This is a genomic window from Psychrobacter pacificensis (assembly GCF_900101915.1).
GTDB classification, from domain to species: Bacteria; Pseudomonadota; Gammaproteobacteria; order Pseudomonadales; family Moraxellaceae; genus Psychrobacter; species Psychrobacter pacificensis.
Genome location: NZ_FNAL01000003.1, coordinates 104,605 through 130,269, shown reverse-complemented (window position 1 = coordinate 130,269; position 25,665 = coordinate 104,605). Strand labels below are relative to the sequence as shown.

Genomic DNA, 25,665 nt, shown 5'->3' with positions numbered 1-25,665 from the left:
ATAGACAAGCGATAAGCAAGCTTGCTAACTTTATCGTAACGGATTTTATTTGATATGCTATCATTGACACGCCTCCTCAACCTGACTTGGCTCTAAACTGACGCCATTATTATTGGCATCATTAAGCACCATCAAGCAAGGCGCAATACGGCTTTGCCAGTTGCTCTCATTGACCTCACCGATAATATGCTGACGAATAATCCCTTCACCATCGACGACAAAAGTCTCAGGCGCGCCAGTCAGTCCCAAATCTAAAGCAAACTGCCCCGATAGATCCTGAATAGACATCGAAAACGGGTCGCCGCCTTTATTCAAATATCCTAAGGCATCCCCAATATCATCTTTATAGTTGACACCGACCAAATTGACACCGCGCTCCTCCAATTTCATTAAGAAAGGATGCTCGATGATGCAAGTAGGACACCATGATCCCCAGATATTCATCAAGAACGGCTCATCAGGCAGGTTATCATTGGTCATGATACGACTGGTATCTGACAATAGCGGCAACTCAAAAGCCGGTACTGGGCGCTCAAGTGCTGTGTTCGTCACGATATCCGTCGGTTTGCCCAAGCGCATATACAGCATGGCAACCAGACCAATAAAAATCACCAGCGGAATCAAAAAACCTAATTTAAGCGACTTTTTGCGTTTGGTATTCTTATTGCTTTGCTGAGCCTGTTTATCAGGTGCATTGTTTGAGGTCGTCATATTACTGATCCCCTGTCTTGATAGCTTGCGATTCCAAATCTGCCACCGTAGCAAAGCCTGATTTTTTGGCAGCGATTTGCGCAGGTGTTCTGGTTTTCTTAATACGGTAACGATTGTCTAGCATACTGAGCAATGCACCAAACGCCATAATAAGCGCACCTAGCCATATCCAGCGAATGAGCGGTTTGACATAGATACGAAATGCCCATTCGTTGCTGTTTTCGGCGATCGGCTCACCAAGAGCGACATACACATCACGCATAAGACTGGCATCGATTGCCGCCTCAGTCATCGGCATCATACTGATAATATAGTTACGTTTTTCAGGATGTAGCGTCGTCACCGTTTGACCGTCTTTACTGACCGTAACCTCAGCTTGTGTGGCGTCAAAGTTACTGCCTTTTACTTCACTGAAACCTTTTACAGTAAAGTCATACCCTTGGACATTGACACTATCATTTGGTCCCAGCGCCACATCACGCTCAATACTGAGCGTACTGGTAAATGCCACCCCAATAACTGCAACGATGACCCCAATATGGGCGATTTGTTGACCCCAATAGCTCAAACGCAGCTGACGTAATCCGTTTAATCGACTCGGTGCATTTTTGATTTTATCTTTAAAATCGATCACCATCCATAAAAGCACCCAAAAGCTCACTGCCAACGTGACGCCAATATTTAGCATCTCTGATGGACTCGTAAAATAGGCAATAATCGCCGCCAACACCAGACTGCTCACAGCGATAACCATGCCAGCACCTAATAATGGGCGGCTGTCTTGTTTCCAGCGAATATTAGAGCCCATACCCATTGCCACGAGCAAAAGCCACGTTAAGGGTACAAATAGCGCGTTGAAATAGGGAGGGCCAACTGATACCTGACCTAAATTGAAAGAATCGGCAATAATAGGATATAGCGTGCCAAGCAACACCACCAAAGTCGAAATCAAAATAATAACGTTATTAATCACCAAGAATGACTCGCGTGAGATCAGTCGATATTGACTCTCAACCGTCAAGCGCCAACCACGTACCGCAAACATCAGCAGACCACCGCCGATAATGACGCCTAGAATGGCTAGAATTACTAGACCACGCGTCGGGTCAGCAGCAAATGAATGGACGGAAGTGATCACCCCTGAACGTACAAGGAATGTGCCTAGCAAACTAAGTGCAAAGGCAAAGATTGCCAGCATGATGGTCCACGCTTTGAACACACCGCGCTTTTCAGTGACCGCAAGTGAGTGTAGCAATGCCGTACCTGCCAGCCATGGCATCAGTGAGGCGTTCTCTACTGGATCCCAAAACCACCAGCCGCCCCAGCCAAGCTCATAATATGCCCACCATGAGCCAAGTGCGATACCAACCGTCAAGAAACCCCAAGCAGCTAGCGCCCACGGACGCGACCAGCGTGTCCACACCGCATCCAAGCGCCCTTCCCACAACGCTGCCATGCAAAAAGCAAATGGCACGACCATGCCTACGTAGCCCATGTAGAGCATCGGCGGATGAATAATCAAACCAAAATCTTGCAAGACAGGGTTTAGATCCGCGCCATCAACTGGCAAATTGGGCAAGGTACGATCAAATGGCGATGAGGTAAAGATCAACATCGCTAGCATCATCATCTGCACGCCTGCCAATATCACAAGAACACGCGCACGCATGGACAGCGGTAATCCACGGCTAAAATAAGACACCAGCGCACACCAAGTGGCCATAATGGTCATCCAAAGCAGCAATGACCCTTCATGACCGCCCCACGTTGCAGATAGCTTATAATACCAAGGCAGTAACGTATTGGAGTGCTGAGTGACATAGACGAGGCTAAAGTCATTATAATAAAAGCCTGCCATCAGCGCAGCAAATGATGTGACCATGGCCGCAAATTGCGCCCATGCAAGACTTGGTGCTAGACGCTGCCAAGCGACGTGGTCGCGCATGACACCAATGGTTGGTAGTACCACCTGCAAAATCGCCAGTATAAAAGCGGCCAGCAAGGCAAAATAACCCAATTCTGTGATTAACATACGGTCTAACCTTGTTTACCTTGGATACCATTAAGGGTTCACCGATGGCATCGCTAGCCACTGGCAAACGCTAAATAGTCCCTTTATGCGGTCATAGTTTACGGTTAAAAACTGAGGTTTCGATAGCTGTAGAAGCACCTAAAACCCGCTACTATCATTGTGACGTATCAATCTGAATGATTGATACAAAATGCTGACCTATCATTGGCCTTGCATTGTTTTATTGACTCAAACTGTATGAGATATTGCTATTTTTGACTATTTGAAAATACTGTTTATCGTGTTATTGCTTATGGCATCGAGGGGAAAAATACCAATACCAGATGTAACCACCCTGCCAAAAACCCAGTCAGACCACCCAAGATAATCAGCGTCATCTCATCCTCACGAAAAGCAGGACGCAGCAAATTCTGAAACTCGCTGGGCGTCAGCGCCCTTATTCTATCGCGAAACAGACCAAAAATCTTACTGGCGCGACTTTCATTGAGCTCAGGATCTCGCAGTGGCACCATAGTCGCCACAATCGACTTATCAATAATAGTGTTTTTGAGCTGTCCATAATCACGGCGGCCCAATCCCACACGTAATGTCGTACTAATAACTGGTGACTCAAGCACCGTATATAGATGCGACTTCATCAGCTCACGAGTTTGCGCTGAGCGATCACCATACATCATCTCGTTCATGATGTTCTCAAGGGTAACCAAATCTTTTACCACAATCTCAGCAAAAACTTCAGACACTTCCTCTTGGCGCTTCATAAAGCCGCCCTGCAGACGATACCTTGCGATATGAGGCATGACTGGCTTGATAAAGGGGAAGCGGCTCTGCACCGAAAAAAGCTTTAAATACGGGATAAAATGCGGCTCTATTGGATTAAATACCATCCAAATCGCAATCCAATTGGTCAAAAATCCCCAAATCGCAGCAAAAAATGGCACCGTCCAATGCTGCGGCACCACTAAAAATATAAACATTTGGATAATACCAAACACCAAGCCAATCAAAGCACTGATGTGCCAGATAAAATTGATCTCTTTTTGCCCAACCTTCAAGAACATATTGACCATCAGACGACGATCGTTCTCCATCGTATTGACGATCATCTTGCGCATATCGACCAGATCTTCGACATGATACGTCAAATCTGTCACCAGCGACTGCATGATACTAGGCAGTTCTTTGTGGGCTTGAGCATAGACGCGGCGTTTTACCGCATAAGGCAAGTTGCCCCACAGTGCGGGCGAATGATCCAGCATAATCTCATCAATCAATGGCTCAAGGTTTTTGTCCACCGTATCAGTGACAAATAGCGCCATTTGCTCAGGTTCCATCGCTTGGAAAAATTCATCTAATGAGCCGAGCTTTGACAATGTCTGATCAACGATAACCCCTGATATTTTGCCTGCCTTGCGTGGGACGATACCTTGCCAGCCGATACCTGGTAACCCAAAAAATGGAAAATTTGGAATACGAATACCCCAAAACTTAATGGGATAAAACAGCATCTTGAGCGCCATCCATACATGCACCCACGTAACAAATGCCGTCACTGGTGGAATAGTTAGCATGGCAAAAAACTCTGGGTGCTCAGCGATCGTCTGCCACAATGAATTTATGTCCATGACTTTTCTAGTTCCTGACAGGTTGATTGTCGTTGCTAATATGGTCGCGACTGATAACAAGCCGCTAGCAAAATTGAAACGTCTCAAAAAGACGCTCTGTCTCTAACCACTACTATAAAATAAATCGCCTGATTTTAGCATACTTGCCATTTTTTAGCACATGGACACCCTTGGCAAGTTGTGACTAAAGATAACATCTTTTAAATCCTATATTGAGCCATAAATATACTGAGATAGCGCATCGCTTATGCAATATATGACCACAACAAAATAAGCATCTGAGTACTGCGCCTACTCATTTGTTCTGTTATAATTTGTAGTCAAACGATAGACACCATCTACGTACAAATCAATGCGCGTTGATTTTAGATCATATAGCGCTATGTGATTGAAATCCTTTGTATTATCCTTTAGACTCACCGCGTTTTGGTTAACCAACCTGCCCTTTTACCTCTTTATTATTGACTCACTGACCGATTGGGCTCTGATTTTCTATGAATAAACCACTAACTCCCAATACCGAACAGGTCAACAGTACCTTTACCAACCGTATTATTATCTTTGGAATTTTAATATTGCTGGGTTTGGGCGGCCTGATAACGCGTTATGGTTATTTGCAAGTCTATGCCCATGATAAGTACACCACCCAGTCAGACAATAACCGCATTAAACTGATATCTGCACCGCCTAGCCGCGGTTATATTTATGATCGTAACGGGATAATTTTGGCGGATAACCAGCCAGTTTTTACCGCCATGCTAAGCCCTGATGAGGTTGACAACCCTGAGCGCACGCTCAGCTTGCTGGCGCCTATTTTTGATTTGACAGCAGAAGACATCACAGATATTTTGGCGCGCTTGAACAAAAACAAAAACGACCCTGTGACCATCAAAATCGACTTAACAGAGGCACAGCTGGCTCAGTTCAGTGAGCGTAAGCCATTCTTTCGTGGTGTTTCTATCCAAAGTAAGCTGACGCGTGATTATCCTTATGATGAGCTATTTGCTCATGTGATCGGTTACGTTGGTCGTATTAACGATAAAGAGTCTAAGCGTATTGATAAGGACCGCTATGCAGGTACTGATCTGATCGGTAAGATTGGTATTGAAGACTATTACGAAGATATTTTGCTTGGGCAACCAGGCTATCAGTCGGTAGAAACAGATGCTCACGGCAATATCCTACGTCAATTGGACACGAAACCGCCTACCTCTGGTAACGATATCACGTTGAGCTTGGATTATGGGCTGCAAAAGGTCGCCCAGCAGCAGCTAGATGGCCGCCGCGGTGCAATCGTCGCAATAGATCCCAAAAATGGCGATGTGCTGGCCTTTGTCAGTAACCCAAGCTATGATCCCAATCCTTTTATCTCAGGGATTTCGTTCAAAGACTATGATGCCCTGCGAGAAGATCTCGATCAGCCCTTGTACAATCGCGCCCTCCAAGGGACATACCCACCTGGCTCGACCATCAAACCATTCGAGGGTCTAGGTGGCATTCACTATGGCTTGCGAGATTGGAACAGCACTATTTATGATCCTGGCTATTTTAGTTTACCAGGAGACAGCCATCGTTTCCGTGACTGGAAGCGCGGGGGTCATGGTACGGTTGATTTAAAGAAATCTATCCAAATGTCGGTTGATACTTACTATTATAAACTGGCCTATGAGATGGGTATTCAGCGTCTACACGACTGGATGGTGCGCTTTGGTTTTGGGGACAAGACTGGTATTGATCTTCCTAACGAAAAATCAGGCATCATGCCATCACCGAAATGGAAAAAAGACACGTATGATAAAGACTGGCTACCGGGTGAAACCATCTCTGTCAGTATTGGACAAGGCTATTTCTTAGCCACGCCACTACAGATTGCTAATGCCACTGCCATGACCGCCAGTAAAGGTAAACATATTACCCCGCATTTGCTCAAGAGCAGTGACGGTGCAGCAGAAGTCAAAATCATCGACAAACCTGATGGTAAAATCGACTATAACGGTCAGCCTTCTGACTGGTTACGTATGCATGATGCAATGGAAAGCGTGGTAGAAAACGGTACTGGACGCGGTATCTATACCCCGCGCTATCGTATCGCTGGCAAGACAGGAACAGCACAGGTAAAGTCTATCGCTCAAGGCAAACGCTATGATAAATCAGCGATTGACAAACGTCACTGGGATCATGCGTGGTTCAATGGTTTTGCCCCTGTCGAAGACCCTCAAATCGCGCTGGCGGTCTTGGTCGAAAACGGTGGCGGTGGTAGTACGACTGCCGCGCCTATCGGCCGTGCCCTATTTGACTACTGGATGCTACAACGCAAAACTGATCCGGTACTGCCGCCGTCCGCTGATGAGCTCAAAGTCATCAAGCGCCAAAAGGCCTTTGAGAAAGCCTTGAAGGATGCCTTGCGTGAAAAAGAAGCAAAAGCGTTAGCAGAACAAGAAGCGGCAGAGGCACAAGCAGCAGCAGCCACCTCTGAATAACGACATTTTGATAGACATCTCTAACCATTACCCGTCATGTCTAATAAGTAGAGATGCCTCAAAAAAAAGATAATAAAAGAGACACGAGCATGAAAAAACCCTCACGCGGACGCACAGCGAAAAAGAACCCTAAAGCAAAAAGTGCCGCAGCCGGTGATGTTCGTATCATCGGTGGGCAGTTCAAGCGCCGTATTGTCAGCTTCATCGAGGCAGATGGCCTGCGCCCAACACCCGACCGCCTGCGAGAGACATTATTTAACTGGTTATTGGCCGATATTCACGGTGCACGCGTACTCGATAGCTGTGCAGGCAGTGGCGTATTAGGGTTTGAGGCGTTGTCCCGCGGCGCAGCTCACACCACTTTTATTGAAGTTAATACGGCACAAAGCAACATGCTACGTCAAAGTGCTGAGCAATTACGCCTTGATACCGCAGCTTACACGGTTATCACTGGCACGGCTGAGGAAGTACTGAGTCAACACCAGCCGATTGAGCACCCGTTTGACATCGTCTTCATCGATCCCCCTTATGCTCAGGATCTATGGCAGCCTATTTTGAGTACGCTGATTACCAATGCATTGATTGACCAATCAACGCTAATTTATTTAGAAGCGGATAAAGATTTAACACCTCAGCTTGAGCAGCTAGAAGAGCAGCTTAATGAAAATCGCGACGCCCAACTAGAGACAACTCAGCAAATGATATGCTTTGAATGCGTAAAGCAAACCAAAGTTGGACAAGTTGTCGCTGGACTTTATCGGCTGTCACCGTCATAATTACACCCTAATTGCTAAGCGCATCATTAGCAGTTATTTGTTAAGCAATATTTAGTAAACCCTTCAATACCTGTAAAAATGTTTAAAACCGCTTAAAAACTGGCCAAACGCTGCAGTTTAATGTATAAAGGCGAAAATAAACCCCAATGCAGCTTGCAAGCGTAGGCGCTACTGCTTATAATGTGCAGTCTGTTTTTTGAGAGCCCCGTTCCCAGCTAAACTCTCAACGAATTCTAATTTTAAGGTTTTATCATGAAAACACTTAGTGCAAAACCAGCTGAAGTGACCCATGACTGGTATGTCGTAGATGCTGACGGCAAAACCCTTGGTCGCTTAGCCACTCAAATCGCAACTCGCTTACGTGGCAAGCACAAGCCTTCTTATACCCCGCACGTAGATACTGGTGACTTCATTGTTGTCATCAACGCAGAAAAAATCGCGGTAACGGGTAAGAAAGCGCAAGACAAAAAGTACTATCGTCACAGTGGCTACCCAGGTGGTATTAAAGAAACCAACTTCACAAAGCTGATTGCACATAAGCCTGAAGATGTTCTACACAAAGCAGTTAAGGGTATGCTTCCAAAGGGCCCTCTTGGCTATGCGATGATCAAGAAGCTGAAACTATATGCGGGTACTGAACATCCACATACTGCACAGCAACCTAAAGAACTAGACATCTAAGGATATACTTATGGAACGCAATTACGGAACTGGTCGCCGCAAGACGTCTACTGCTCGTGTCTTTTTATCAAAAGGTACTGGTAGTATTGTTGTTAACGGTAAGCCACTAGACGAATACTTCAGCCGTGAAACTTCACGTATGGTTGTTCGTCAGCCATTAGAACTACTAGACTCTGCTAACCAGTATGACTTATATGTCACTGTTGCAGGTGGTGGTATCAGTGGTCAAGCGGGCGCAATCCGCCACGGCATCACACGTGCATTGATCGAAGCTGACGAAACTTTGAAGCCTGCCCTAAAAGCAGCTGGTTTTGTTACTCGTGATTCACGTCAAGTTGAACGTAAGAAACTGGGTCTACGTAAAGCACGTAAACGTCCACAGTTCTCAAAACGTTAATCAAAGCCCGCTCTTATCTTTTTGTTTGCTACTGTTGTCTTTTTCTCGGAGCGATGGTAGCAAACTCAAATAAGAGAAGCGTTTTGCAAAGCCTTATAAGCTGGTCACAGCTTATAAGGCTTTTTTATGCCTGCTGATTGGCCTATAGGTAGTGTGGCTATAGTAGAACCTCAATAACATTGATACAGCATAGGAAACGCGCTCGAACGCTACTTTTCTTGCTTGCTGTGACTGCGTCTTTAGAGGCTGCGAAAAATAGCGTTTAATCTTGCTATACCATTTTTATAATGGTTTCACTATATCTCTCATTGCAATAGCTATCGATATACGTACTTTATATTAGCACTGCAAATTAAGAACCTTATAAACATTCTCACTTGCAAAGCATTTGAGCCTACCCCATCATATCAATAACTTTTCATCATTAGCTGCAATGTGATACACGGTGCGGCAGAAGGATATTATGAAAGCGCCAGAACAATACGATCCTAGCAAACCCTCCAACACTAACGGCATACCATTATCCAGTAGGCAGCAATCCAATAAGTCGCCTGCTATACCTGCTGGCACCCCAACGATTACGCAAAATCAAAAGCGTACCGCGCAAGCAGAAAACAAGCCCTTTCAATGGCAGTTTTTATTGCCAAAGTATTGGGGTATTTGGTTGTTGTTTTTGGTGATGTTACCCATGATATATTTGCCACTGCGTTGGCAGTTTTGGCTAGGTCGTAAGCTCGGCATATTGATTTATAACGCTGCAGGCTCCCGTAGGCGTGACACTCTGATTAATCTAAAGCTGGCGTTTCCAGAAAAGCCAGAAGCTGAGCGTGAATTGATGGCAAAGCAAGTCTTTGTCAATCAAGGTATTGGGGTGTTTGAAACCCTATGTGCTTGGTTCCGTCCAAATATATTTACTAGAACGGTATCTATTTCGGGATTACAGCATCTTGTTAATGCGCAAAACGAGCAGCGTCCGGTTATTCTATTGGGTGCGCATTATACGATGCTGGATTTGGGCGGCTTACTGTGTTCTCAATTCTTCCCTGTCGATTGTATGTACCGTACGCAAAACAACCCTTTACTGGACTGGTTTATCTATAATGGTCGTACCAATATATTCGGTAAGCAAATCTCCAGCCGCGATATGCGAAGCCTAGTCACCTCTATCAAAGCGGGCCATGTGATTTGGTATTCCCCCGATCAGGACTACGGTCTTAAGCAAGGGGTTATGGCGCCATTCTTTGGCGTGCCAGCAGCGACCATCACCGCGTCACGCCGTATGGCAAAATTAGGCAGCAAAACGCATCCACCCGCCGTGATGGCGCTACACACCTATCGGCAGACACCAGATAATCTACCACGTGGTAAGCGACCTCATTATCACTTGACCATCACCCCAGAGCTTGAGAACTACCCAAGTCAAGATGAGGTTGCGGATGCTACTCGGGTTAATGAAGTTTTAGAGGGACTCATACGTATTGATCCGACTCAGTGGATGTGGTTTCATCGGCGCTTTAAACATGGGCCAAATGGTCGTACGGATATCTATAAGTAGGCCTTTATTTTCAAAAGGGCTGATAAAATTTGCTATACTTTGCAACTGCTATTTTGTACTTTTAATCACGCATTATAATAACTTGACAAACAAAACAACGGATTTTTCATGAGCGACAATCACAGTTCTGGACAAGCAGCCCCACATAAACGCATTTTGACAGGGATCAAACCCACAGGTATTCCGCATCTTGGTAACTATGTTGGCGCGATTCGTCCGGCCATCCAGTCTATTCAAAACAGCGATAGCGACGCTTTTTTCTTTTTAGCGGATTATCACAGTATTATTGGTTGCCATGATCCTGCGATCATTCACGAGTCAACCAAAGCCATTGCCGCGACATGGCTCGCCTGTGGTCTCGATCCTGAGCGCGTGACTTTTTATCGTCAGTCAGATGTGCCTGAGATTTTGGAGTTGTCATGGATTTTGAGCTCCTCATGTGCCAAAGGCCTCATGAACCGCGCTCATGCCTACAAAGCAGCGGTCGATGCTAATATGGAAAAAGAAGACGTTGATCCTGACCAAGGGATTAACATGGGGTTGTTTGGCTACCCTGTGTTGATGGCTGCTGATATTTTGATGTTTAATGCCACGCATGTACCTGTTGGCCGTGACCAAATTCAGCACATTGAAATGGCGCGTGATATAGCAGGTACATTTAATCATCGTTACAAGCCATTGTTCACTGAGCCTGAGGCCCTGGTCGACGACAACACGCCGCTACTCACAGGTCTCGATGGTCGCAAAATGAGCAAAAGCTATAACAACGTGATTCCGTTGTTTGGCGAGTTTAATAGCCAAGCCGATCCTGAAAAAATGATGCGTAAGGCCATCATGCGTATTGTGACCAACTCACAATTGCCAGAAGAGCCAAAAGATCCTGACGCGTCAGCAATTTTTGAGATTTATAAAGCGTTTGCTACGCCTGAAGAAATTGCTAATTTGCGTGCGCAGTATGAATCAGGTATTGGCTGGGGAGACGCCAAAGAGCAGTTGTTCCAACAAATCAATAACGAGATTGCCCCTTTCCGCGCGCGCTATCAAGAATTGATGGCAAATCCAAAAGAGCTGGAAGAAATCTTGCAAATGGGCGCAGATAAAGCCCGTCGTCATAGCCGTAAGCAGCTGGATAAAGCCCGCCGTGCCATTGGTATTCGCCCACTAGCGAAGCTTAAATAAATGACTTCTGATCGTTTATAATGCCGACATTTAATCCAAGCCATTTTTTATCTTACTGTCAGTCTTTATACGAGGCTGACAGTACGTATGACTCTGAACAATCCAATCGGCTGGCTCGTCATCGCCATGTCGAACCAGATGCGGCGCAGTTTTTGGCCAATATTGCCACGATCAGACAGCCCAAAAAGGTACTAGAGGTTGGTACCTCGACGGGCTTTTCGACATTGTGGCTGGCGTATGGTCTGCGGCATCAGGCTCAATATGACTTTATATCGTTAGACATCGATAAAAGCCGCAGTGAAGCTGCTCGCCAGCATCTGCAAAATACGCGGCTGTCTGACTCTGTTCGACTCATCGTACAAGACGCCTTTATTTTTTTCAATAGCAATGAAGACGTCTTTGACTTGGTATTTTTGGATGCAGAGCGGCAATTCTATATCGATTATATCCGAGGTCTGCATAACGCATTGGACGTCGGTAGTGTACTTATTGTCGATAATGTCATCTCTCATCGTGATGAGGTGAGCGAGTTCTTGGCAGAATTCACCAACGACTCTCGTTATCTTTGTCACACGTTAGATGTTGGTGCTGGACTATTTATGGCAGTGCGCCAGGAACATTAAGTATTATGGATACATCCAACACGACTGCGCTGCGCATCTATCAGACGCCAGTACAGCATCTACCAGACGATCTTTATGTTCCGCCACAAGCGTTTGCGATTTGGCTAGAGCAGTTTGCTGGGCCACTAGATTTTTTATTATATTTGGTCAAAAAGAACAACGTTGATTTGACCCAAATGCCGATTCTACCCATCACTGAGCAGTATCTTGCCTATATCAGTGAGTTAGATACTGAGCATTTTGAATTGGCAGGTGATTATCTGCTGATGGCGTCGACGCTGATTGCTATTAAAACCGAATTACTATTGCCTACCCCTGACACGCCTACCGATGAGCGCGATCCAAAAGCCGAGCTGATTGAACGCCTAGAAGAGTACGCACAAATCAAAGCCGCCAGTCAGCGCTTAGACAATCTGATACGTTTAGAGCGTGATGTGTTCTTAGCCATGGTAAGTATGCCCAGTCAAGACGTTATGAATGCTGAGCTGCCCAACTACTCGCCTACTCTGCTGATCGATAGCTTGTTTAAAATGCAGCTACAGCCAGACTATCAAATGCATACCATCAAAACTGATATCGTGCCGCTTTCTGATCGTATCGCTAGCATTAGTCGGCAACTGAGTACTGATGGTGCCCGCTCCTTTTATGAGCTACTAGACAAAGCACAGGGGAAAATAGGCGTGGTCGTGAGCTTTGTCGCCGTACTTGAACTGATTAAGCGGCAATTAGTTGGTGTGGTCTATACAGAACCCAATAATGATGCAAGCACGTTAATGAAATATGATACCGATCCATCCGATATAAACAATCAATCCCAAGAACTAACACTACAGTGGTTGGCCTAACCAGCATCAGGTTAGCCGCCAAACCTGCTATTGATCCCATGATATTAAAACAAGAGCACATTTTAGATGGTAGATATTGACGACTCAAAACAGCCTATTGAAGCAAAGCCTACACGTGCCGCTGCTACTGCCTCTATTGAGGAAGATCATACCTCTCTTGAAGATGTGAGCAAGCACATCGAGGTGCTGCTGCATGCATCAGAGGCGCCGCTGACAGCTCACGCGTTAAGAAAACATTTATCATTATCTACTAAGGAATTAAAGCAAGCCTTAGAGGTGCTAGAGCGACGGTTAGAGACCGGTGTGCTGAACCTACATGAGACAGCCAGCGGCTATCGATTGCAAATTTCCGATGATTATAGCGGCTTGATTCAGCAGGTTTTTCCGCAGCGTCAAGAGCGTCTGAGCCAAGCCTTACTTGAAACTTTGAGCGTTATTGCGTATAAGCAACCTGTGACACGTAGTGACATCGAGCAAGTGCGCGGTGTGACGTTATCAAGCAATATACTACGCCAGCTATTTGATAAGGGGTGGATCATTGAAAAAGGCTTTAAGGAGACCTTAGGCCGCCCAGCGCTCCTTCACACCACCGCACAATTTTTGGATGCATTTGGGCTGAGTCATTTAGATGAGCTACCACCAATGCCCGATCTTGAAACCATCAGAACCTTATCTTAGAGAATCAAACCCGTCCGCTTTTATTGATAACCCACATATCCACTCTCAGATTATTTTTATTCAAATTACTTTTATGCGTACATAGTCACATACATAAAAAAGGACAGAGCGCATAGGCTCTGTCTTTTTTAGGTGACTCATATTTTTTAGGCTAATAGTTTTTAGATCAATAATTTTTGGGTCAATGATTAACCATGATGCTCCATTATTGATTGATAACATCAACACCTTTTGGTGGAGTAAACTTAAACTGACTGCTACCGATGCTTGGATTCATTTTGATACTACTAAACTTAATAGATGTCGTTTGACCTAGCGTATCGTTTAGTACCATCATCACAGGTTTACCGCCGCTAAAGCTCATGGATAGGCTCTTAAAGCTGGCATTATCAGATTTTGGGTACAACACATAGTAGTTCTTATTGCTATATGGCTGAGTGATTTTAAAGTTTTGATCAATCTTACTTGGATCACCTGATAATAACAGTGCTGGCGTATTGCCTACTTGGCTATCCACATTTTGTTTAGTCGCTTGCTCTAGATCTTTGTCATAGATCCACATAGAGTTGCCATTGGCAACGATCAATTGCTCTGAGGGCGATTTGGTTTCCCAGCGGAAGTTATTGGGACGTTGGACACTCATAGAGCCTTTAAACGTACCACTGCTCGCGCCTTTGGTTGTCTGGCTAAAGTTGGCAGTCATACTCTTGGTATTGGTCAGCAATTTGTTCAAACGTTTAGCAGCTGTTAGGTTATCAGCAGGAGCTGCTGTGGCTGTTTGAGTCAATGCTATCATTGGCGCTGCGATACCTAACGATGTCATTAATACACCTGCTAAAGCACCACTCATCATCTTCTGTTTGGTTGATTTTTTCGTAGATAAGTTCATCATAAATCCTCTCTAAAAAAGCATAATCGCTTTAAAAATAGTCGCTTAAAAATAGTCGCTTAAAAATAGAATAGCTTATTAAAATTTTTTCTGTTGATACCAATCTCAACACTGCAAAACAGGTATCGATCAGCAATGGCAACAGTGTGCCAGTTTTTTTATTACGCGCCTAGTCATGATTTGCAATCATTACTACGGCTGCCATACACGCTTGTAACCAATGCAGTTACACGGTAAAAGTTTGCATTTATCATGATAAATTATTAACACTGTGCTCATAAAGAGCCAGTGAGCTAAGTGTGACGAGTATTTATGCTATATAAAATTGCTGACCAAACTGCTAACAAAAACCAATCTCTAACAAAAGCCAATATTAATTGATAAGGTCTTATAAACGTAAAAAGCCCCTACTACCATAAGGCAGTAAGGGCTTTTTTAATTATCCAATCGTTTTATTCAAAGAATAAAATGACCTAAATAGATAATTATGCGTTTTCAACCGTTACATAACGACGGTTAAATTTACCTTTAGTCTCAAACTTTACAACACCATCATTTAGTGCAAATAAAGTATGGTCACGACCCATGCCAACGCCTTCGCCTGCGTGGAATTCTGTACCACGTTGACGAACGATGATGTTACCAGCTGTGATAGCTTGGCCACCAAAGATCTTTACGCCTAGCATTTTTGGGTTTGAATCACGACCGTTACGGCTCGAACCGGCAGCTTTTTTATGTGCCATGAGAAAATCTCCTTGTTAATGTGACTTATCGCTTATGCGACAACTCTTAAGCATTTAGTGCGCTATTTAGCAAACGTTGCTAAACGGATAATTAGGCATTAATGGCTTTGATTTTTAACAAGGTGTACCATTGGCGGTGACCTTGCTCTTTGTGATAATGCTTACGACGGTTGTGCTTGATAATACGGATTTTTTCGCCGCGACCATGCTCAACAACTTCAACTTCTACGCTAGCGCCATCAACAACAGGCTGACCGATTTTGACGTCATCGCCGTCAACAACCATCAACACGTCTTCAAATTTGATTGTTTCGCCTTTTTCTGCTTTTAGCAATTCAACTTTAAGCAATTCATCGACGACTACACGGTGCTGCTTACCACCAGTTTTAATTACTGCGTACATTGTATGACTCCGTTTAACCCGTGTGCCGTGGTAGATATTATACCTACGCTTCAATAACGAACACGACAGGGAAAAATTAAAGGCAAGATTTTACGGCTTTTTGCTTATAAAAGCAAGCCGCGCGTCTTGTTTTTATAAGGTGGTTACACGAAATCACCATCATCTGCATTGTTATATACGTTACAGATTATTAGACCGTCGTAGACGACGATACTGATAAAAGCAGCATAACAATGGTTATAAATGATGGTTTGAGCCTAACGGGGGCTATTATAACTTATACAATCAGTTACTTACAGCCTTTTATCTATCATTTATGTGACGACAAAACCTCGTGATAAGTTAACATTCTTACCATCAAATTATTGAACGCTTTCATCAGTTTGCCCTGCCTTCTATGCATGATAATAGGCGCACAAGCGACCTCTGAGCTACCCTTATAGTGTACTTTAACCAACAATTTTCAAAGGCAGCTATGTTATGATAAGCGAAACCATACCTTACCTATAGATAGATAAAGTCAAGGTTATACCAACTCTCTTTATTCTTATTAATATGACTATTTATTATGACTAGTACCTCTTTAAATAATACCGTGCCTGCCTCTCAATCGACGCCTAGCTATGCAGATATTCAAAGTATTGTAGCCAATGATTTTGATATTATGGACAAGCAAGTATTTGGTAGTCTCAACTCAAAAGTACAGCTCGTCATGAGCGTCTCTCAGCATGTAATCAATGCCGGTGGTAAGCGTATGCGCCCGCTGATTACGCTATTGTGTGCCCGTATGTTTGACGACAATCCATCAGAAAAAGCGATGCACCTAGCCGCCATTACGGAGATGCTGCATACTGCCACCTTAGTGCATGACGATGTGATCGATGAATCAGGACAGCGCCGCGGTAAACCGACGGCAAACGCCACATGGGACAATGCCACTGCCGTATTGGTCGGTGACTATCTCATAGCCCGTGCTTTTAATCTTTTGGTTGGTTTTCAGAGCTTGCCATTGTTGCAAGTATTCTCAGACGGGACTTGTGATATTGCTGAAGGCGAAGTATTGCAGCTACAACATCAGCATAACCCTGCCGCAACAGAAGACGACTACTTGCGCATCATCGATGGCAAAACCTCTCGCCTGTTTATGATGGCAACTCAAGGCGCGGCTATTTTGCAAGACAAAACTGAGTATATGGCGGCATTAGGCGACTTTGGACAGCACTTTGGTAATGCATTTCAAATTATCGATGATGTCCTTGATTATAGTGGCGATAGCGACGTAATGGGCAAAAACCTAGGCGACGATCTTGCAGAAGGTAAACCTACCCTGCCAACTATCAAAGCACTCGAACTACTCAAAGATAGTGACAACGAAGGTTATGAGCAGCTGCGTATCGCCGTACAAACGGGAAAAACACCGAATGCTGAGCAGCTTATCGAGCTCGTCCGCAGCTCCGGCGCATTAGATTACTGTAAACAGCGTGCACTAGAAGAGACCAGATTGGCCCAGCAAGCACTAGGCACACTGCCTGACAACCGTTATCGTCAAGGTCTGTACCAGCTGACTGAGCTCGCTAGCGCACGATTGGTATAATGACATATGAATCGTCTGTGTTATTAGCTAATTGAGACGGCTCATTTTTTAGCAGCGTTTTTGAGCAACCGAGCCATAAATATTCATTGATCAAAAGCAACAGTCTCTAAAAAGACACCCTCTTAAAACGGGTGTGTCAGCAAATAGTTACCTTTCTTTAAGTTTCATAAATCCTGACGGCACTATAATTGTGCCAGGATTTTTTAATGGTTAAATGCTGATTGACCACGCTCATTAGAGGTTACTGACTGGTCTAAGTCGCTATATTTTAAAGGTCATAATTAGGGGTTGATAAATTAGTCAATTTGTTGACAAAGCAGATTTTTGGCGATTTTAAACCTCAATAACACTATGGCTTTACAATTATAACAAAAAATTACAATAAATTTGCATAGCGGGTTGTATGTCTTCTTATTAGCTGCTGGTTGGTGTAGCGGTTACTATGGCGGGATTTTATTTACTCAGCGAGCACAGTGCGGTCAGTTTTTGTCAGCTTTTCTATCGTGAATCACTTGACTGCGGGGTAAACCCTATAGTTTATAATAACGCCTTAAATTTACTTGACGTCCTATAATTAGCTAGCGGTACTGCCCTATTTATCAATTTTATCAATAGCTTCTTATTTTTTGGCTATAAACTTCTATAAAGTTTCTTATTGCTCTTCGAAAAATAAGCTATTTTTTGATTATGATACGCTCTACCTCTATACCATTTATTCTATATTTTACTACTCTACCGAGGACCTTGATGAAGCATTCTTATCTTGCGCTTGTAATAGCATCTGTACTATCGGCTACAGTACTGGTCGGCTGTGACAATAAAGAAGACGCCGCTGCGGGTGAAAACGCTCAGCAGCAGATGCCGCCCGCTGTCGTCAACGTCCAAACTGTCAGCTTCGATACTGTGCCTCAAGTTCAGACTTTCTCTGGTCGTACTGCCGCTTATCAGACGGCTGATGTACGCCCTCAAGTCAGCGGCGTAATTGACGAAGTACTGTTCCGTGAAGGCAGTAACGTCAAAAAAGGCCAGCCGCTTTATCGTATCAATACTGACAACTACACGACCTCGGTCGCTAGTGGTCAAGCGGCGGTCGCGCAAGCACAGGCTAATCGCCAAACCGCTATCGCCAATAATGCCAATGCTAAAGCAGAGTTAGCCAGTCGCCAAGCCTCATTAGCACAAGCGATAAATGACTTTCAGCGTCTAAAAGGCTTGGTTGAGATTGACGCTATCTCCAAGCAGCAATATGACCAAGCGCAAACTCAGGTACGTACAGCGCAAGCGGCTCTAGAGAGTGCTCGCGCTGCAGTCGGACAAACTGAAGCGAGCATTAGAAGCGCTGAGGCTGGGATTAAAACCGCGCAATCAAACTTAGATGCTAGCGCTTTGGATCTCAATCGTACTATCGTCCGTGCACCGTTGACTGGTCGTAGTGACCGCTCAAGCGTTACTGCAGGAACCTTAGTTAACGCCAGTCAATCTGAGCCTTTAGTGACGATTTCGCGCTTAGACCCTATCTATGTCGATATCAGTCAGTCGTCATCTGAGCTATTGCAGCTTCGTCAGCAAATAGCAGACGGTTCAGCTCAGCCAGGCATGAACTCAGTTGAGTTGGTGCTAGAAGATGGCTCAGTGTATCCAGTGCGTGGCAAGCTTGCGCTGTCTGAAGCTAAAGTCGATCAATCTACTGGCGCGGTGACTCTACGAGCTATTTTCCCAAATCCTAATAACGTGCTACTGCCAGGTATGTATGTCTCAGCGCGTCTGACTCAAAGCGTCATTCCTAATGCAGCCTTAGTGCCGCAAAGCGCTGTAATGCGTACGCCTAAAGGCGATTCACAAGTCTACATCGTTGATGAAAATAATAAAATCCAAGTCCGTCCTGTTACCATTAATGGTACTTATGATGGTCAATGGGTGGTCACCGATGGCTTAAGTAGTGGCGATAAGCTAGTGGTTATAGGCGGCTCTAAAGTTAAGCCTGAGCAGGAGGTCGTGGTCAAGCCGTTAGAAAACGCTAATGGTGCACCTGCAACGCCTACCGCCAAAACACCACAGCAAGCTGCGAAAACGGTAGCTGATGACACTTCTGAGCAGGACACTGCTACCACCGCTAATTAATTCCATTCAAAGATAGGAAGACCTAGGGATATACTATGTCACGTTTTTTTATTGATCGCCCTATTTTTGCATGGGTGTTGGCCATTTTGGTCATGCTTATCGGGGTAATCTCGGTTGTTAATTTGCCGATTGAGCAGTATCCGCGTATCGCACCGCCCACCGTTTCTGTTAGTGCCACTTATCCTGGTGCCAACGCCCAAACCGTTGAAAACTCTGTGGTGCAGATTATTGAACAACGTATGAAAGGGCTAGATGGCTTGATGTACATCTCCTCATCGAGCTCCTCAAACGGTAGCGCTTCAGTGACGCTTACCTTTGAGAACGGTACCGACCCTGATACGGCGCAAGTACAAGTACAAAATAAACTGCAAGCGGCGATGAGCGCGTTGCCTGAGGCTGTTCAGCGTCAAGGTGTCAACGTTAATAAGTCCTCCAGCAGCTTTTTGATGGTGCAGGCATTTATTTCTGAAGATGGCAGTATGGATCGTGCCGATATTGCCGATTATATCAACTCCAATGTGCTTGACTCGATCAGTCGTGTGGAAGGGGTTGGTGAAGTTCAGGTGTTTGGTTCTACTTACGCCATGCGTATCTGGCTAGATCCTGCACGCCTACGTAGCTATAACATGGTGCCCTCTGATGTTGTCAATGCCGTACGAGCACAGAACGCTCAGGTATCTGCAGGTCAGCTAGGACAAGCACCTGCTGACACAGATCAACAGGTGATTAACGCCACCGTCAGTGTACAAAGCTACCTGCAGACTCCAGAAGAGTTTAGAAACATTCTACTAAAGACAGACAGCTCAGGCGCGCAGGTACGTCTCGGTGATGTCGCAGACGTAGAGATTGGTAGTGAAAACTATAGCGTCAACTCCTTGTATAACGGTCAAGAAGCGGCAGGTCTAGGTATCTCATTGGCTGCAGGCGCAAACGCGCTAGAGACCCGTGAGGCGGTCGGCGCACGTATGGCCGAGCTAGAAACCAACTTTCCAGCAGGCCTAAGCTCTGTTGTGCCTTATGACACAACGCCTTTCGTGAAGCTTTCTATCGAGCAAGTCGTGAATACGCTTATTGAGGCTATTGTCTTGGTGTTTATCGTCATGTTCATTTTCTTGCAGAACTGGCGCGCCACCATCATTCCTACTCTTGCCGTTCCAGTGGTCTTGCTAGGTACTTTTGCTGTGCTTTATATCGCAGGCTTTAGTATCAACGTCTTGACGATGTTTGCAATGGTACTCTCCATCGGTCTACTGGTTGATGATGCGATCGTTGTTGTCGAAAACGTCGAGCGAATATTAGAAGAAAACCCTGATATTTCGGTCAAAGATGCAACCGTTCAGTCGATGGGCGAGATCAGTAAGATCGTTATTGGTATTGCGCTGATTTTGTCTGCCGTATTTGTACCGATGGCCTTCTTTGGCGGCTCAACAGGTGTTATTTATCGTCAGTTCTCTATCACCTTGATCACGAGCATGGCGCTGTCAGCCATGGTGGCTCTAATCTTCACCCCTGCCCTATGTGTGACCTTGCTAAAACGTGGTAAGAGCCATGAAAAAGGCAGTACTGAACAACAAAAAGGCTTCTTTGGCTGGTTCAACCGCGGGTTCTTTAAGCTAAGCCGCTCTTATGAAAACTTCGTCGGCAAAAGTATTCGTTTTAAGTGGTTGTACCTGATCGGCTATGCCGCCATCATCGGTATTATGGCAGTGGTGTTCTTGCGTATTCCAGGTTCGTTTTTGCCAGAAGAAGACCAAGGTATTATGTTCACCTTAGTCCAGCTTCCTGCAGGCTCTACGCTAGATGAGACGCAGGATGTACTGGATAAAGTCAGAAATTATTACGACACACAAGAGACGGACAATATTGCCTCTGTCTTTACCATTGCTGGTTTTAGTTTTGCAGGTCAAGGCCAAAACATGGGTCTGGCATTCGTTCGACTGTCAGATTGGGAAGAGCGCTCAGGCGATGAAAACACCGCGCAAGCCGTTGCTGGTCGTGCCATGGGTTATTTCTTTACCCAGTTAAATGAAGCGCAAGTTTTTGCTATCGTACCGCCTGCGATTACTGAGCTTGGTAATGCCAGTGGTTTTGATTTGATGCTACAAGATGTGGGTAACCTTGGACACGAAGGGTTACTTGAAGCCCGTAATATGCTGCTAGGTATGGCTGCACAAAACGAAAATGTGGCAGGCGTACGTCCTAATGGTCAAGAAGATGCACCGCAGCTCAAAGTCAATATCAATCAAGAACAAGCCGCCGCTTATGGTCTATCTTTAGGCAGTATCAATAGCGTTATCTCGACCGCCTGGGGCTCAAGCTACATCAATGACTTTATCGATCGTGGCCGTATCAAGCGTGTCTATGTTCAAGGTGAAGCCAGTAGCCGTACCAATCCTGATGACATCGGTAAGTGGTATGTGCGCGGCGAAACCGGTAACATGGTCTCTTTCGATGCTTTCTCAAGTAGCGAATGGCAGTCAGGCTCACCGCGTTTGACTCGTTATAACAGCTTACCTTCGATGAATATTCAAGGTAATGCGGCACCTGGTCTTAGTACTGGTGAAGCCATGTCAGCTATGGAGAACATGATCAGTCAGCTCCCTGAAGGTATCGGTTACGAATGGACTGGGTTATCACTTGAAGAACAAAAATCAGGCTCGCAAGCTCCTATGCTTTATGCGCTATCGATTCTAGTTGTCTTCTTATGTCTAGCTGCGCTTTATGAGAGCTGGTCTATCCCCTTCTCTGTCCTATTGGTTATTCCACTTGGGGTATTGGGTGCGGTGATATTTACGTGGTTACGCGGTTTTGCTAACGACATCTACTTGCAAGTGGGTCTACTCACCGTCGTTGGTTTGTCCGCCAAAAACGCCATCTTGATTATTGAATTTGCCAAAGAGCACCAAGAAGAAGGCTATAGTCTCAGAGAGGCCGTCATGACCGCAGCGCGACAACGTCTACGTCCAATTATTATGACCTCGCTTGCCTTTGGTATCGGTGTTGTGCCATTAGCCATAGCTACTGGCGCAGGGTCAGGCAGCCAAACTGCTATTGGTACCAGTGTCGTAGGTGGTGTGGTTAGTGCCACTTTACTAGGTATCTTCTTTATTCCGATGTTCTATATTTGGGTGCGTGGTATGTTCCCGTATAAATATAAGAACAACAAGCCAGATGATAAAGATGATGACCCACAGAATCCAACTCCCTCTGAGAGTTATCAGCCTGTAAGCTTTGGAGATAATACACAATGAGTTCTTTATTCTTAACCTCTAACTCAGCCGTAAGAGCGATAAGCTCTAAAGCTTTACTAGCTACTGGTAAATCATCGCGCCTACTTGGCCTGAGCTTTTTGGCTCTGAGTATGGCCGCTTGTAATACTATCCCTAAAGCAGATACAAGCCCCGTTCTCGCTGAGCCTAACCTGCCGATTGAGCAAGCTTATGGCGCTTTTGGTGATGAGACTGTCAGCACCTCTGAGCAGCCAAGTATCGCAGGACAGCGCTGGCAGGATTTTTATAGCGATGAGCGTCTTAAAAGGTTAATCGCTTTAGGTCTTAGCAATAATAAAGACTTTGAGAGTGCCCGTTTGGCTATCGAAAAAGCGCGCGCGCAGTATCGTATTACCGATATCAACGACTTGCCAACTATCAATGGTCAAGCAGAATACTCACGCCAAAGCCAATCCTCTCCGCGCGTTGAGACGCCTTTTGGCAGTACTGGCGGTAGACAGACGACAGATAGCTACAGTGTCAATCTCGGTTTGGCAAGCTATGAGCTGGACTTTTGGGGCCGAATCGATAGCCTAAAAGATCAAGCGTTGCAGAGATTTTTGTCAACGACGGCAGCCAAAGACTCTATTCAAATTAGTCTGATTAGTAATATCGCGCAGAGCTACGCGAATCTTAGCTATAGCTTAGCGCAGCTCAAACTCGCCGAGGCAACTGTTGAGAGCCGTGAGCGCTCGTTGTTTATTGCGCAAGAGCGCTTTAAAGCCGGTATTGATCCTAAGCTGCCTTCCTTGCAATCTGCAGCAGCTTTAGAGAGTGCAAGACTTGCGGTACTACGTGCGCAAAGCAGTATTTTGACCTCCAGAAATGCTCTGCAGTTCTTATTAGGAGCGCCGGTACCTACTGAGCTTATCCCAGCACCCGCTGTCAGCAATATCACCAATCACGAGGTGTTTAGTGCCGGCTTGCCAAGCGAGCTGCTACGCTATCGCCCTGATGTATTACAAGCGGAATACGATCTAAAAGCCGCGGGCGCAAATATCGCTGTCGCCCGTGCCGCTTATTTCCCAACGATAAGCTTAGCCAGTAGCGTTGGTGTCCGTAGCGATGGCTTGAGCGACTTGTTCGATAATGATGCAGTCGGCTGGTCATTTGGCCCTAATATCAGCGTACCCATCTTTGATGCTGGACGTTTGGATGCAAACTACGATGTCGCACAAATCGAGCGCGAACAAACGCTTGCCAGCTATGAGCGCTCAATTCAAACGGCGTTCCGTGAGGTCTCCGATGTGCTCGCTACTCGCGCAACTCTAGGCGAGCAGCTCGCAGCTCAGTACCGCCTGCAAGATAACTTTGATCAGACTTATGAGATTGCTGATGCGCGCTTTAAAGCTGGTATCTCAAACTATCTCGATGTCCTTGATGCTCAGCGCTCATTGTTTGACACTCAACAAGGCATTCTAGACTTAGAGCTACAAAAAATCATCAGTCAAATCGAGCTATATCAAGCGCTTGGCGGCGGTGCCAATCTCGATACACCTGTCGCGATTCCGGTTCCGCAATATACTAACTTGGCCCAAGTTGGTACTTTATTAACCAAAGATGCCGAGTCGCAAGCGGCCTATGCTATCGACGCTGCTAGCTCAGCGCGAGTAGCTGCAGCACCAGAAGCCGCCGCTATCAAACAAGCACAGACGCCTGTGAAGGTTGACTTTAAGCCGACTGCGATTGTCGATATCGATAATGACAACGACGCTGATGCAGCGGTTGGGGTATTGACTGAAGAGACACCTACTGAGCAAGTACCAGTGCCACAGATTGTCACTCCATAAAGATGGTTATATAACATTTGATAACTAGCTAGCGTATTATTTTTATAACAATTAGCTCTACCTTCTTGGTGGGGCTTTTTGTTGTTATGTGCTACCTTTAGTAGTTATATATAAATAGTAGCTATATATAAAAGCTAAAAATTTTAGCTGCATCTGATGCTTTACTTATTTAATGATTACCCCTCAAACTTACTAAAACTAATAATAAGGAAAAAACAATGTCTTATACGTTTAATCGTCAATTCCCCGAGACTCGCCTGCGCCGCTTGCGCTACAACGATAATATCCGTGCTATGATTCGTGAAGTCGAGCTTCACCCCAAACATTTCATAGCCCCAGTATTTGTATTAGAAGGTAGTAATCAGCGCGAGGCCATCGCCAGTATGCCGGGCGTTGAGCGCTTATCGATAGACCTATTGATTAATTATGCCAAAGAGCTTTTAAGCGAGGGCGTGACGACTATCGATATTTTCCCTGTTATCGACAACTCGCTAAAAACTCCTGATGGCAAAGCGGCCTATGATGAGAATGGACTAAGCGCGCGTGCCGTAGCAGCACTAAAAGACGCAGTGCCTGAGATGGTGGTGATGACCGATGTGGCGCTCGACCCTTATACGTCACACGGTCAAGACGGCTTGCTTGATGACAGTGGTTATGTGGTCAATGATGACACCGTTGAGGTGCTGGTCAAGCAAGCACTCGTCCATGCTAGAGCTGGCGCTGATATCATCTCTCCAAGTGATATGATGGATGGCCGTATCAAAGCCATGCGTGATGCCTTTGAAAGCGAAGGTCTTGTCAATACCGCTATCATGGCTTACTCTGCCAAATACGCTTCTGCTTATTATGGGCCGTTCCGTGATGCAGTCGGTAGCGCCGGCAACCTAAAAGGCGGTCATAAAAAACAATATCAGATGGACTTTGGTAACCGCGCTGAAGCTTTGCACGAAGTGGCGATGGACATCAATGAGGGCGCAGATATGGTGATGATTAAGCCTGGTCAGCCCTATCTCGATCTGATCCGTGAAGTCAAAGACACCTTTGGCGTACCGACTTTTGCCTATCAAGTCTCCGGCGAATACGCGATGCACATGGCAGCTATTCAAAACGGCTGGCTGACTGATGCGGTGATCCTAGAATCGCTTATTGGTTTTCGCCGCGCCGGTGCCGATGGTATCTTGACTTACTTTGCACTTGAGGCAGCTCGGCAGTTAAATAATGGTTAATATCAATTAAAATGCCTTTTACATTGTAAAACACCCCAGCTGCTTCCC

General features: G+C 45.4%; 20 protein-coding genes. 14 read left to right on the top strand and 6 right to left on the bottom strand.

Features of this window, described 5'->3' with window-relative positions; all coding sequences use genetic code 11:
• Positions 1 to 60: 60 nt before the first annotated feature.
• The 3 genes from BLR43_RS03030 to BLR43_RS03020 form a co-directional block, all read right to left on the bottom strand.
• A complete protein-coding gene (locus tag BLR43_RS03030) occupies positions 61 to 711 on the bottom strand; it encodes a DsbE family thiol:disulfide interchange protein (protein ID WP_083328848.1) in 651 nt (216 codons plus the stop codon).
• A 1-nt stretch (position 712) separates the two neighbouring features.
• Positions 713 to 2,743 (bottom strand): heme lyase CcmF/NrfE family subunit, encoded by a 2,031-nt coding sequence (locus BLR43_RS03025; RefSeq protein WP_093068711.1) that lies wholly within the window; start codon positions 2,741 to 2,743, stop codon positions 713 to 715.
• Positions 2,744 to 3,033: 290 nt separating this feature from the next.
• Positions 3,034 to 4,368 (bottom strand): DUF445 domain-containing protein, encoded by a 1,335-nt coding sequence (locus BLR43_RS03020; RefSeq protein ID WP_071001980.1) that lies wholly within the window; start codon positions 4,366 to 4,368, stop codon positions 3,034 to 3,036.
• A gap of 494 nt (positions 4,369 to 4,862) precedes the next feature.
• Between BLR43_RS03020 and mrdA the strand changes: the two genes are divergently transcribed.
• The 9 genes from mrdA to scpB all read left to right on the top strand — a co-directional run bounded on the left by mrdA (position 4,863) and on the right by scpB (position 13,582).
• Complete coding sequence (mrdA, locus tag BLR43_RS03015) at positions 4,863 to 6,848, top strand: penicillin-binding protein 2 (RefSeq protein WP_071001981.1); 1,986 nt, start codon at positions 4,863 to 4,865, stop codon at positions 6,846 to 6,848.
• Between the two features lie 89 nt (positions 6,849 to 6,937).
• Entirely contained in the window at positions 6,938 to 7,624 is a 687-nt protein-coding gene (rsmD, locus tag BLR43_RS03010; protein WP_071001982.1) for a 16S rRNA (guanine(966)-N(2))-methyltransferase RsmD, read from the top strand.
• Between the two features lie 252 nt (positions 7,625 to 7,876).
• The gene (rplM, locus tag BLR43_RS03005) at positions 7,877 to 8,305 is read left to right on the top strand and encodes a 50S ribosomal protein L13 (RefSeq protein WP_058025928.1); all 429 of its coding nucleotides are present in this window, start codon (positions 7,877 to 7,879) and stop codon (positions 8,303 to 8,305) included.
• A gap of 10 nt (positions 8,306 to 8,315) precedes the next feature.
• Positions 8,316 to 8,702 carry a 30S ribosomal protein S9 gene (gene rpsI, locus BLR43_RS03000; protein WP_058025929.1) on the top strand — a complete coding sequence of 129 codons (387 nt, stop codon included), beginning with the start codon at positions 8,316 to 8,318 and terminating at the stop codon, positions 8,700 to 8,702.
• Positions 8,703 to 9,165: 463 nt separating this feature from the next.
• Positions 9,166 to 10,257 (top strand): LpxL/LpxP family acyltransferase, encoded by a 1,092-nt coding sequence (locus tag BLR43_RS02995; protein ID WP_093068709.1) that lies wholly within the window; start codon positions 9,166 to 9,168, stop codon positions 10,255 to 10,257.
• 108 nt (positions 10,258 to 10,365) lie between these two features.
• A complete protein-coding gene (locus BLR43_RS02990; RefSeq protein ID WP_093068706.1) occupies positions 10,366 to 11,436 on the top strand; it encodes a tryptophan--tRNA ligase in 1,071 nt (356 codons plus the stop codon).
• 20 nt (positions 11,437 to 11,456) lie between these two features.
• Entirely contained in the window at positions 11,457 to 12,059 is a 603-nt protein-coding gene (locus BLR43_RS02985) for an O-methyltransferase (RefSeq protein ID WP_093068703.1), read from the top strand.
• 5 nt (positions 12,060 to 12,064) lie between these two features.
• The gene (locus tag BLR43_RS02980) at positions 12,065 to 12,904 is read left to right on the top strand and encodes a segregation and condensation protein A (protein ID WP_093068700.1); all 840 of its coding nucleotides are present in this window, start codon (positions 12,065 to 12,067) and stop codon (positions 12,902 to 12,904) included.
• 66 nt (positions 12,905 to 12,970) lie between these two features.
• Positions 12,971 to 13,582, top strand: a complete 612-nt coding sequence (gene scpB, locus BLR43_RS02975; protein WP_093068697.1) for an SMC-Scp complex subunit ScpB — start codon at positions 12,971 to 12,973, stop codon at positions 13,580 to 13,582.
• 205 nt (positions 13,583 to 13,787) lie between these two features.
• Here scpB and lolA read toward each other — a convergent pair whose 3' ends face one another.
• The 3 genes from lolA to rplU form a co-directional block, all read right to left on the bottom strand.
• Entirely contained in the window at positions 13,788 to 14,471 is a 684-nt protein-coding gene (lolA, locus tag BLR43_RS02970) for an outer membrane lipoprotein periplasmic chaperone LolA (RefSeq protein WP_167669377.1), read from the bottom strand.
• Between the two features lie 485 nt (positions 14,472 to 14,956).
• A complete protein-coding gene (gene rpmA / locus BLR43_RS02965; protein WP_058025936.1) occupies positions 14,957 to 15,214 on the bottom strand; it encodes a 50S ribosomal protein L27 in 258 nt (85 codons plus the stop codon).
• A 91-nt stretch (positions 15,215 to 15,305) separates the two neighbouring features.
• Positions 15,306 to 15,617: a 50S ribosomal protein L21 gene (rplU, locus tag BLR43_RS02960; protein ID WP_058025937.1), complete on the bottom strand. Its 312-nt coding sequence runs from the start codon at positions 15,615 to 15,617 to the stop codon at positions 15,306 to 15,308.
• A 568-nt stretch (positions 15,618 to 16,185) separates the two neighbouring features.
• Between rplU and BLR43_RS02955 the strand changes: the two genes are divergently transcribed.
• The 5 genes from BLR43_RS02955 (at position 16,186) to hemB (ending at position 25,617) form a co-directional block, all read left to right on the top strand.
• Positions 16,186 to 17,211 (top strand): polyprenyl synthetase family protein, encoded by a 1,026-nt coding sequence (locus BLR43_RS02955; protein ID WP_093068692.1) that lies wholly within the window; start codon positions 16,186 to 16,188, stop codon positions 17,209 to 17,211.
• 747 nt (positions 17,212 to 17,958) lie between these two features.
• Positions 17,959 to 19,332 carry an efflux RND transporter periplasmic adaptor subunit gene (locus BLR43_RS02950; protein ID WP_093068689.1) on the top strand — a complete coding sequence of 458 codons (1,374 nt, stop codon included), beginning with the start codon at positions 17,959 to 17,961 and terminating at the stop codon, positions 19,330 to 19,332.
• Positions 19,333 to 19,367: 35 nt separating this feature from the next.
• The gene (locus tag BLR43_RS02945; protein ID WP_093068687.1) at positions 19,368 to 22,583 is read left to right on the top strand and encodes an efflux RND transporter permease subunit; all 3,216 of its coding nucleotides are present in this window, start codon (positions 19,368 to 19,370) and stop codon (positions 22,581 to 22,583) included.
• On the top strand, positions 22,580 to 24,391 hold the full coding sequence (locus BLR43_RS02940) for an efflux transporter outer membrane subunit (protein WP_093068684.1): 1,812 nt from the start codon (positions 22,580 to 22,582) through the stop codon (positions 24,389 to 24,391). Before BLR43_RS02945 ends, BLR43_RS02940 begins: the two co-directional genes overlap by 4 nt.
• A 218-nt stretch (positions 24,392 to 24,609) precedes the next feature.
• Positions 24,610 to 25,617: a porphobilinogen synthase gene (gene hemB, locus BLR43_RS02935; RefSeq protein WP_071001995.1), complete on the top strand. Its 1,008-nt coding sequence runs from the start codon at positions 24,610 to 24,612 to the stop codon at positions 25,615 to 25,617.
• Positions 25,618 to 25,665 lie beyond the last annotated feature (48 nt).

Coding starts and splice junctions, on each gene's coding strand:
- mrdA (WP_071001981.1), top strand. CDS start 4,863: ATGAATAAACCACTAACTCCCAATACCGAACAGGTCAACAGTACCTTT.
- rpmA (WP_058025936.1), bottom strand. CDS start 15,214: ATGGCACATAAAAAAGCTGCCGGTTCGAGCCGTAACGGTCGTGATTCA.
- hemB (WP_071001995.1), top strand. CDS start 24,610: ATGTCTTATACGTTTAATCGTCAATTCCCCGAGACTCGCCTGCGCCGC.
- BLR43_RS02985 (WP_093068703.1), top strand. CDS start 11,457: ATGCCGACATTTAATCCAAGCCATTTTTTATCTTACTGTCAGTCTTTA.
- BLR43_RS03020 (WP_071001980.1), bottom strand. CDS start 4,368: ATGGACATAAATTCATTGTGGCAGACGATCGCTGAGCACCCAGAGTTT.
- rsmD (WP_071001982.1), top strand. CDS start 6,938: ATGAAAAAACCCTCACGCGGACGCACAGCGAAAAAGAACCCTAAAGCA.
- BLR43_RS03030 (WP_083328848.1), bottom strand. CDS start 711: ATGACGACCTCAAACAATGCACCTGATAAACAGGCTCAGCAAAGCAAT.
- BLR43_RS02990 (WP_093068706.1), top strand. CDS start 10,366: ATGAGCGACAATCACAGTTCTGGACAAGCAGCCCCACATAAACGCATT.
- BLR43_RS02955 (WP_093068692.1), top strand. CDS start 16,186: ATGACTAGTACCTCTTTAAATAATACCGTGCCTGCCTCTCAATCGACG.
- scpB (WP_093068697.1), top strand. CDS start 12,971: ATGGTAGATATTGACGACTCAAAACAGCCTATTGAAGCAAAGCCTACA.
- rplM (WP_058025928.1), top strand. CDS start 7,877: ATGAAAACACTTAGTGCAAAACCAGCTGAAGTGACCCATGACTGGTAT.
- rpsI (WP_058025929.1), top strand. CDS start 8,316: ATGGAACGCAATTACGGAACTGGTCGCCGCAAGACGTCTACTGCTCGT.
- BLR43_RS02995 (WP_093068709.1), top strand. CDS start 9,166: ATGAAAGCGCCAGAACAATACGATCCTAGCAAACCCTCCAACACTAAC.
- BLR43_RS02950 (WP_093068689.1), top strand. CDS start 17,959: ATGAAGCATTCTTATCTTGCGCTTGTAATAGCATCTGTACTATCGGCT.
- BLR43_RS02980 (WP_093068700.1), top strand. CDS start 12,065: ATGGATACATCCAACACGACTGCGCTGCGCATCTATCAGACGCCAGTA.
- BLR43_RS02940 (WP_093068684.1), top strand. CDS start 22,580: ATGAGTTCTTTATTCTTAACCTCTAACTCAGCCGTAAGAGCGATAAGC.
- BLR43_RS03025 (WP_093068711.1), bottom strand. CDS start 2,743: ATGTTAATCACAGAATTGGGTTATTTTGCCTTGCTGGCCGCTTTTATA.
- rplU (WP_058025937.1), bottom strand. CDS start 15,617: ATGTACGCAGTAATTAAAACTGGTGGTAAGCAGCACCGTGTAGTCGTC.
- BLR43_RS02945 (WP_093068687.1), top strand. CDS start 19,368: ATGTCACGTTTTTTTATTGATCGCCCTATTTTTGCATGGGTGTTGGCC.
- lolA (WP_167669377.1), bottom strand. CDS start 14,471: ATGAACTTATCTACGAAAAAATCAACCAAACAGAAGATGATGAGTGGT.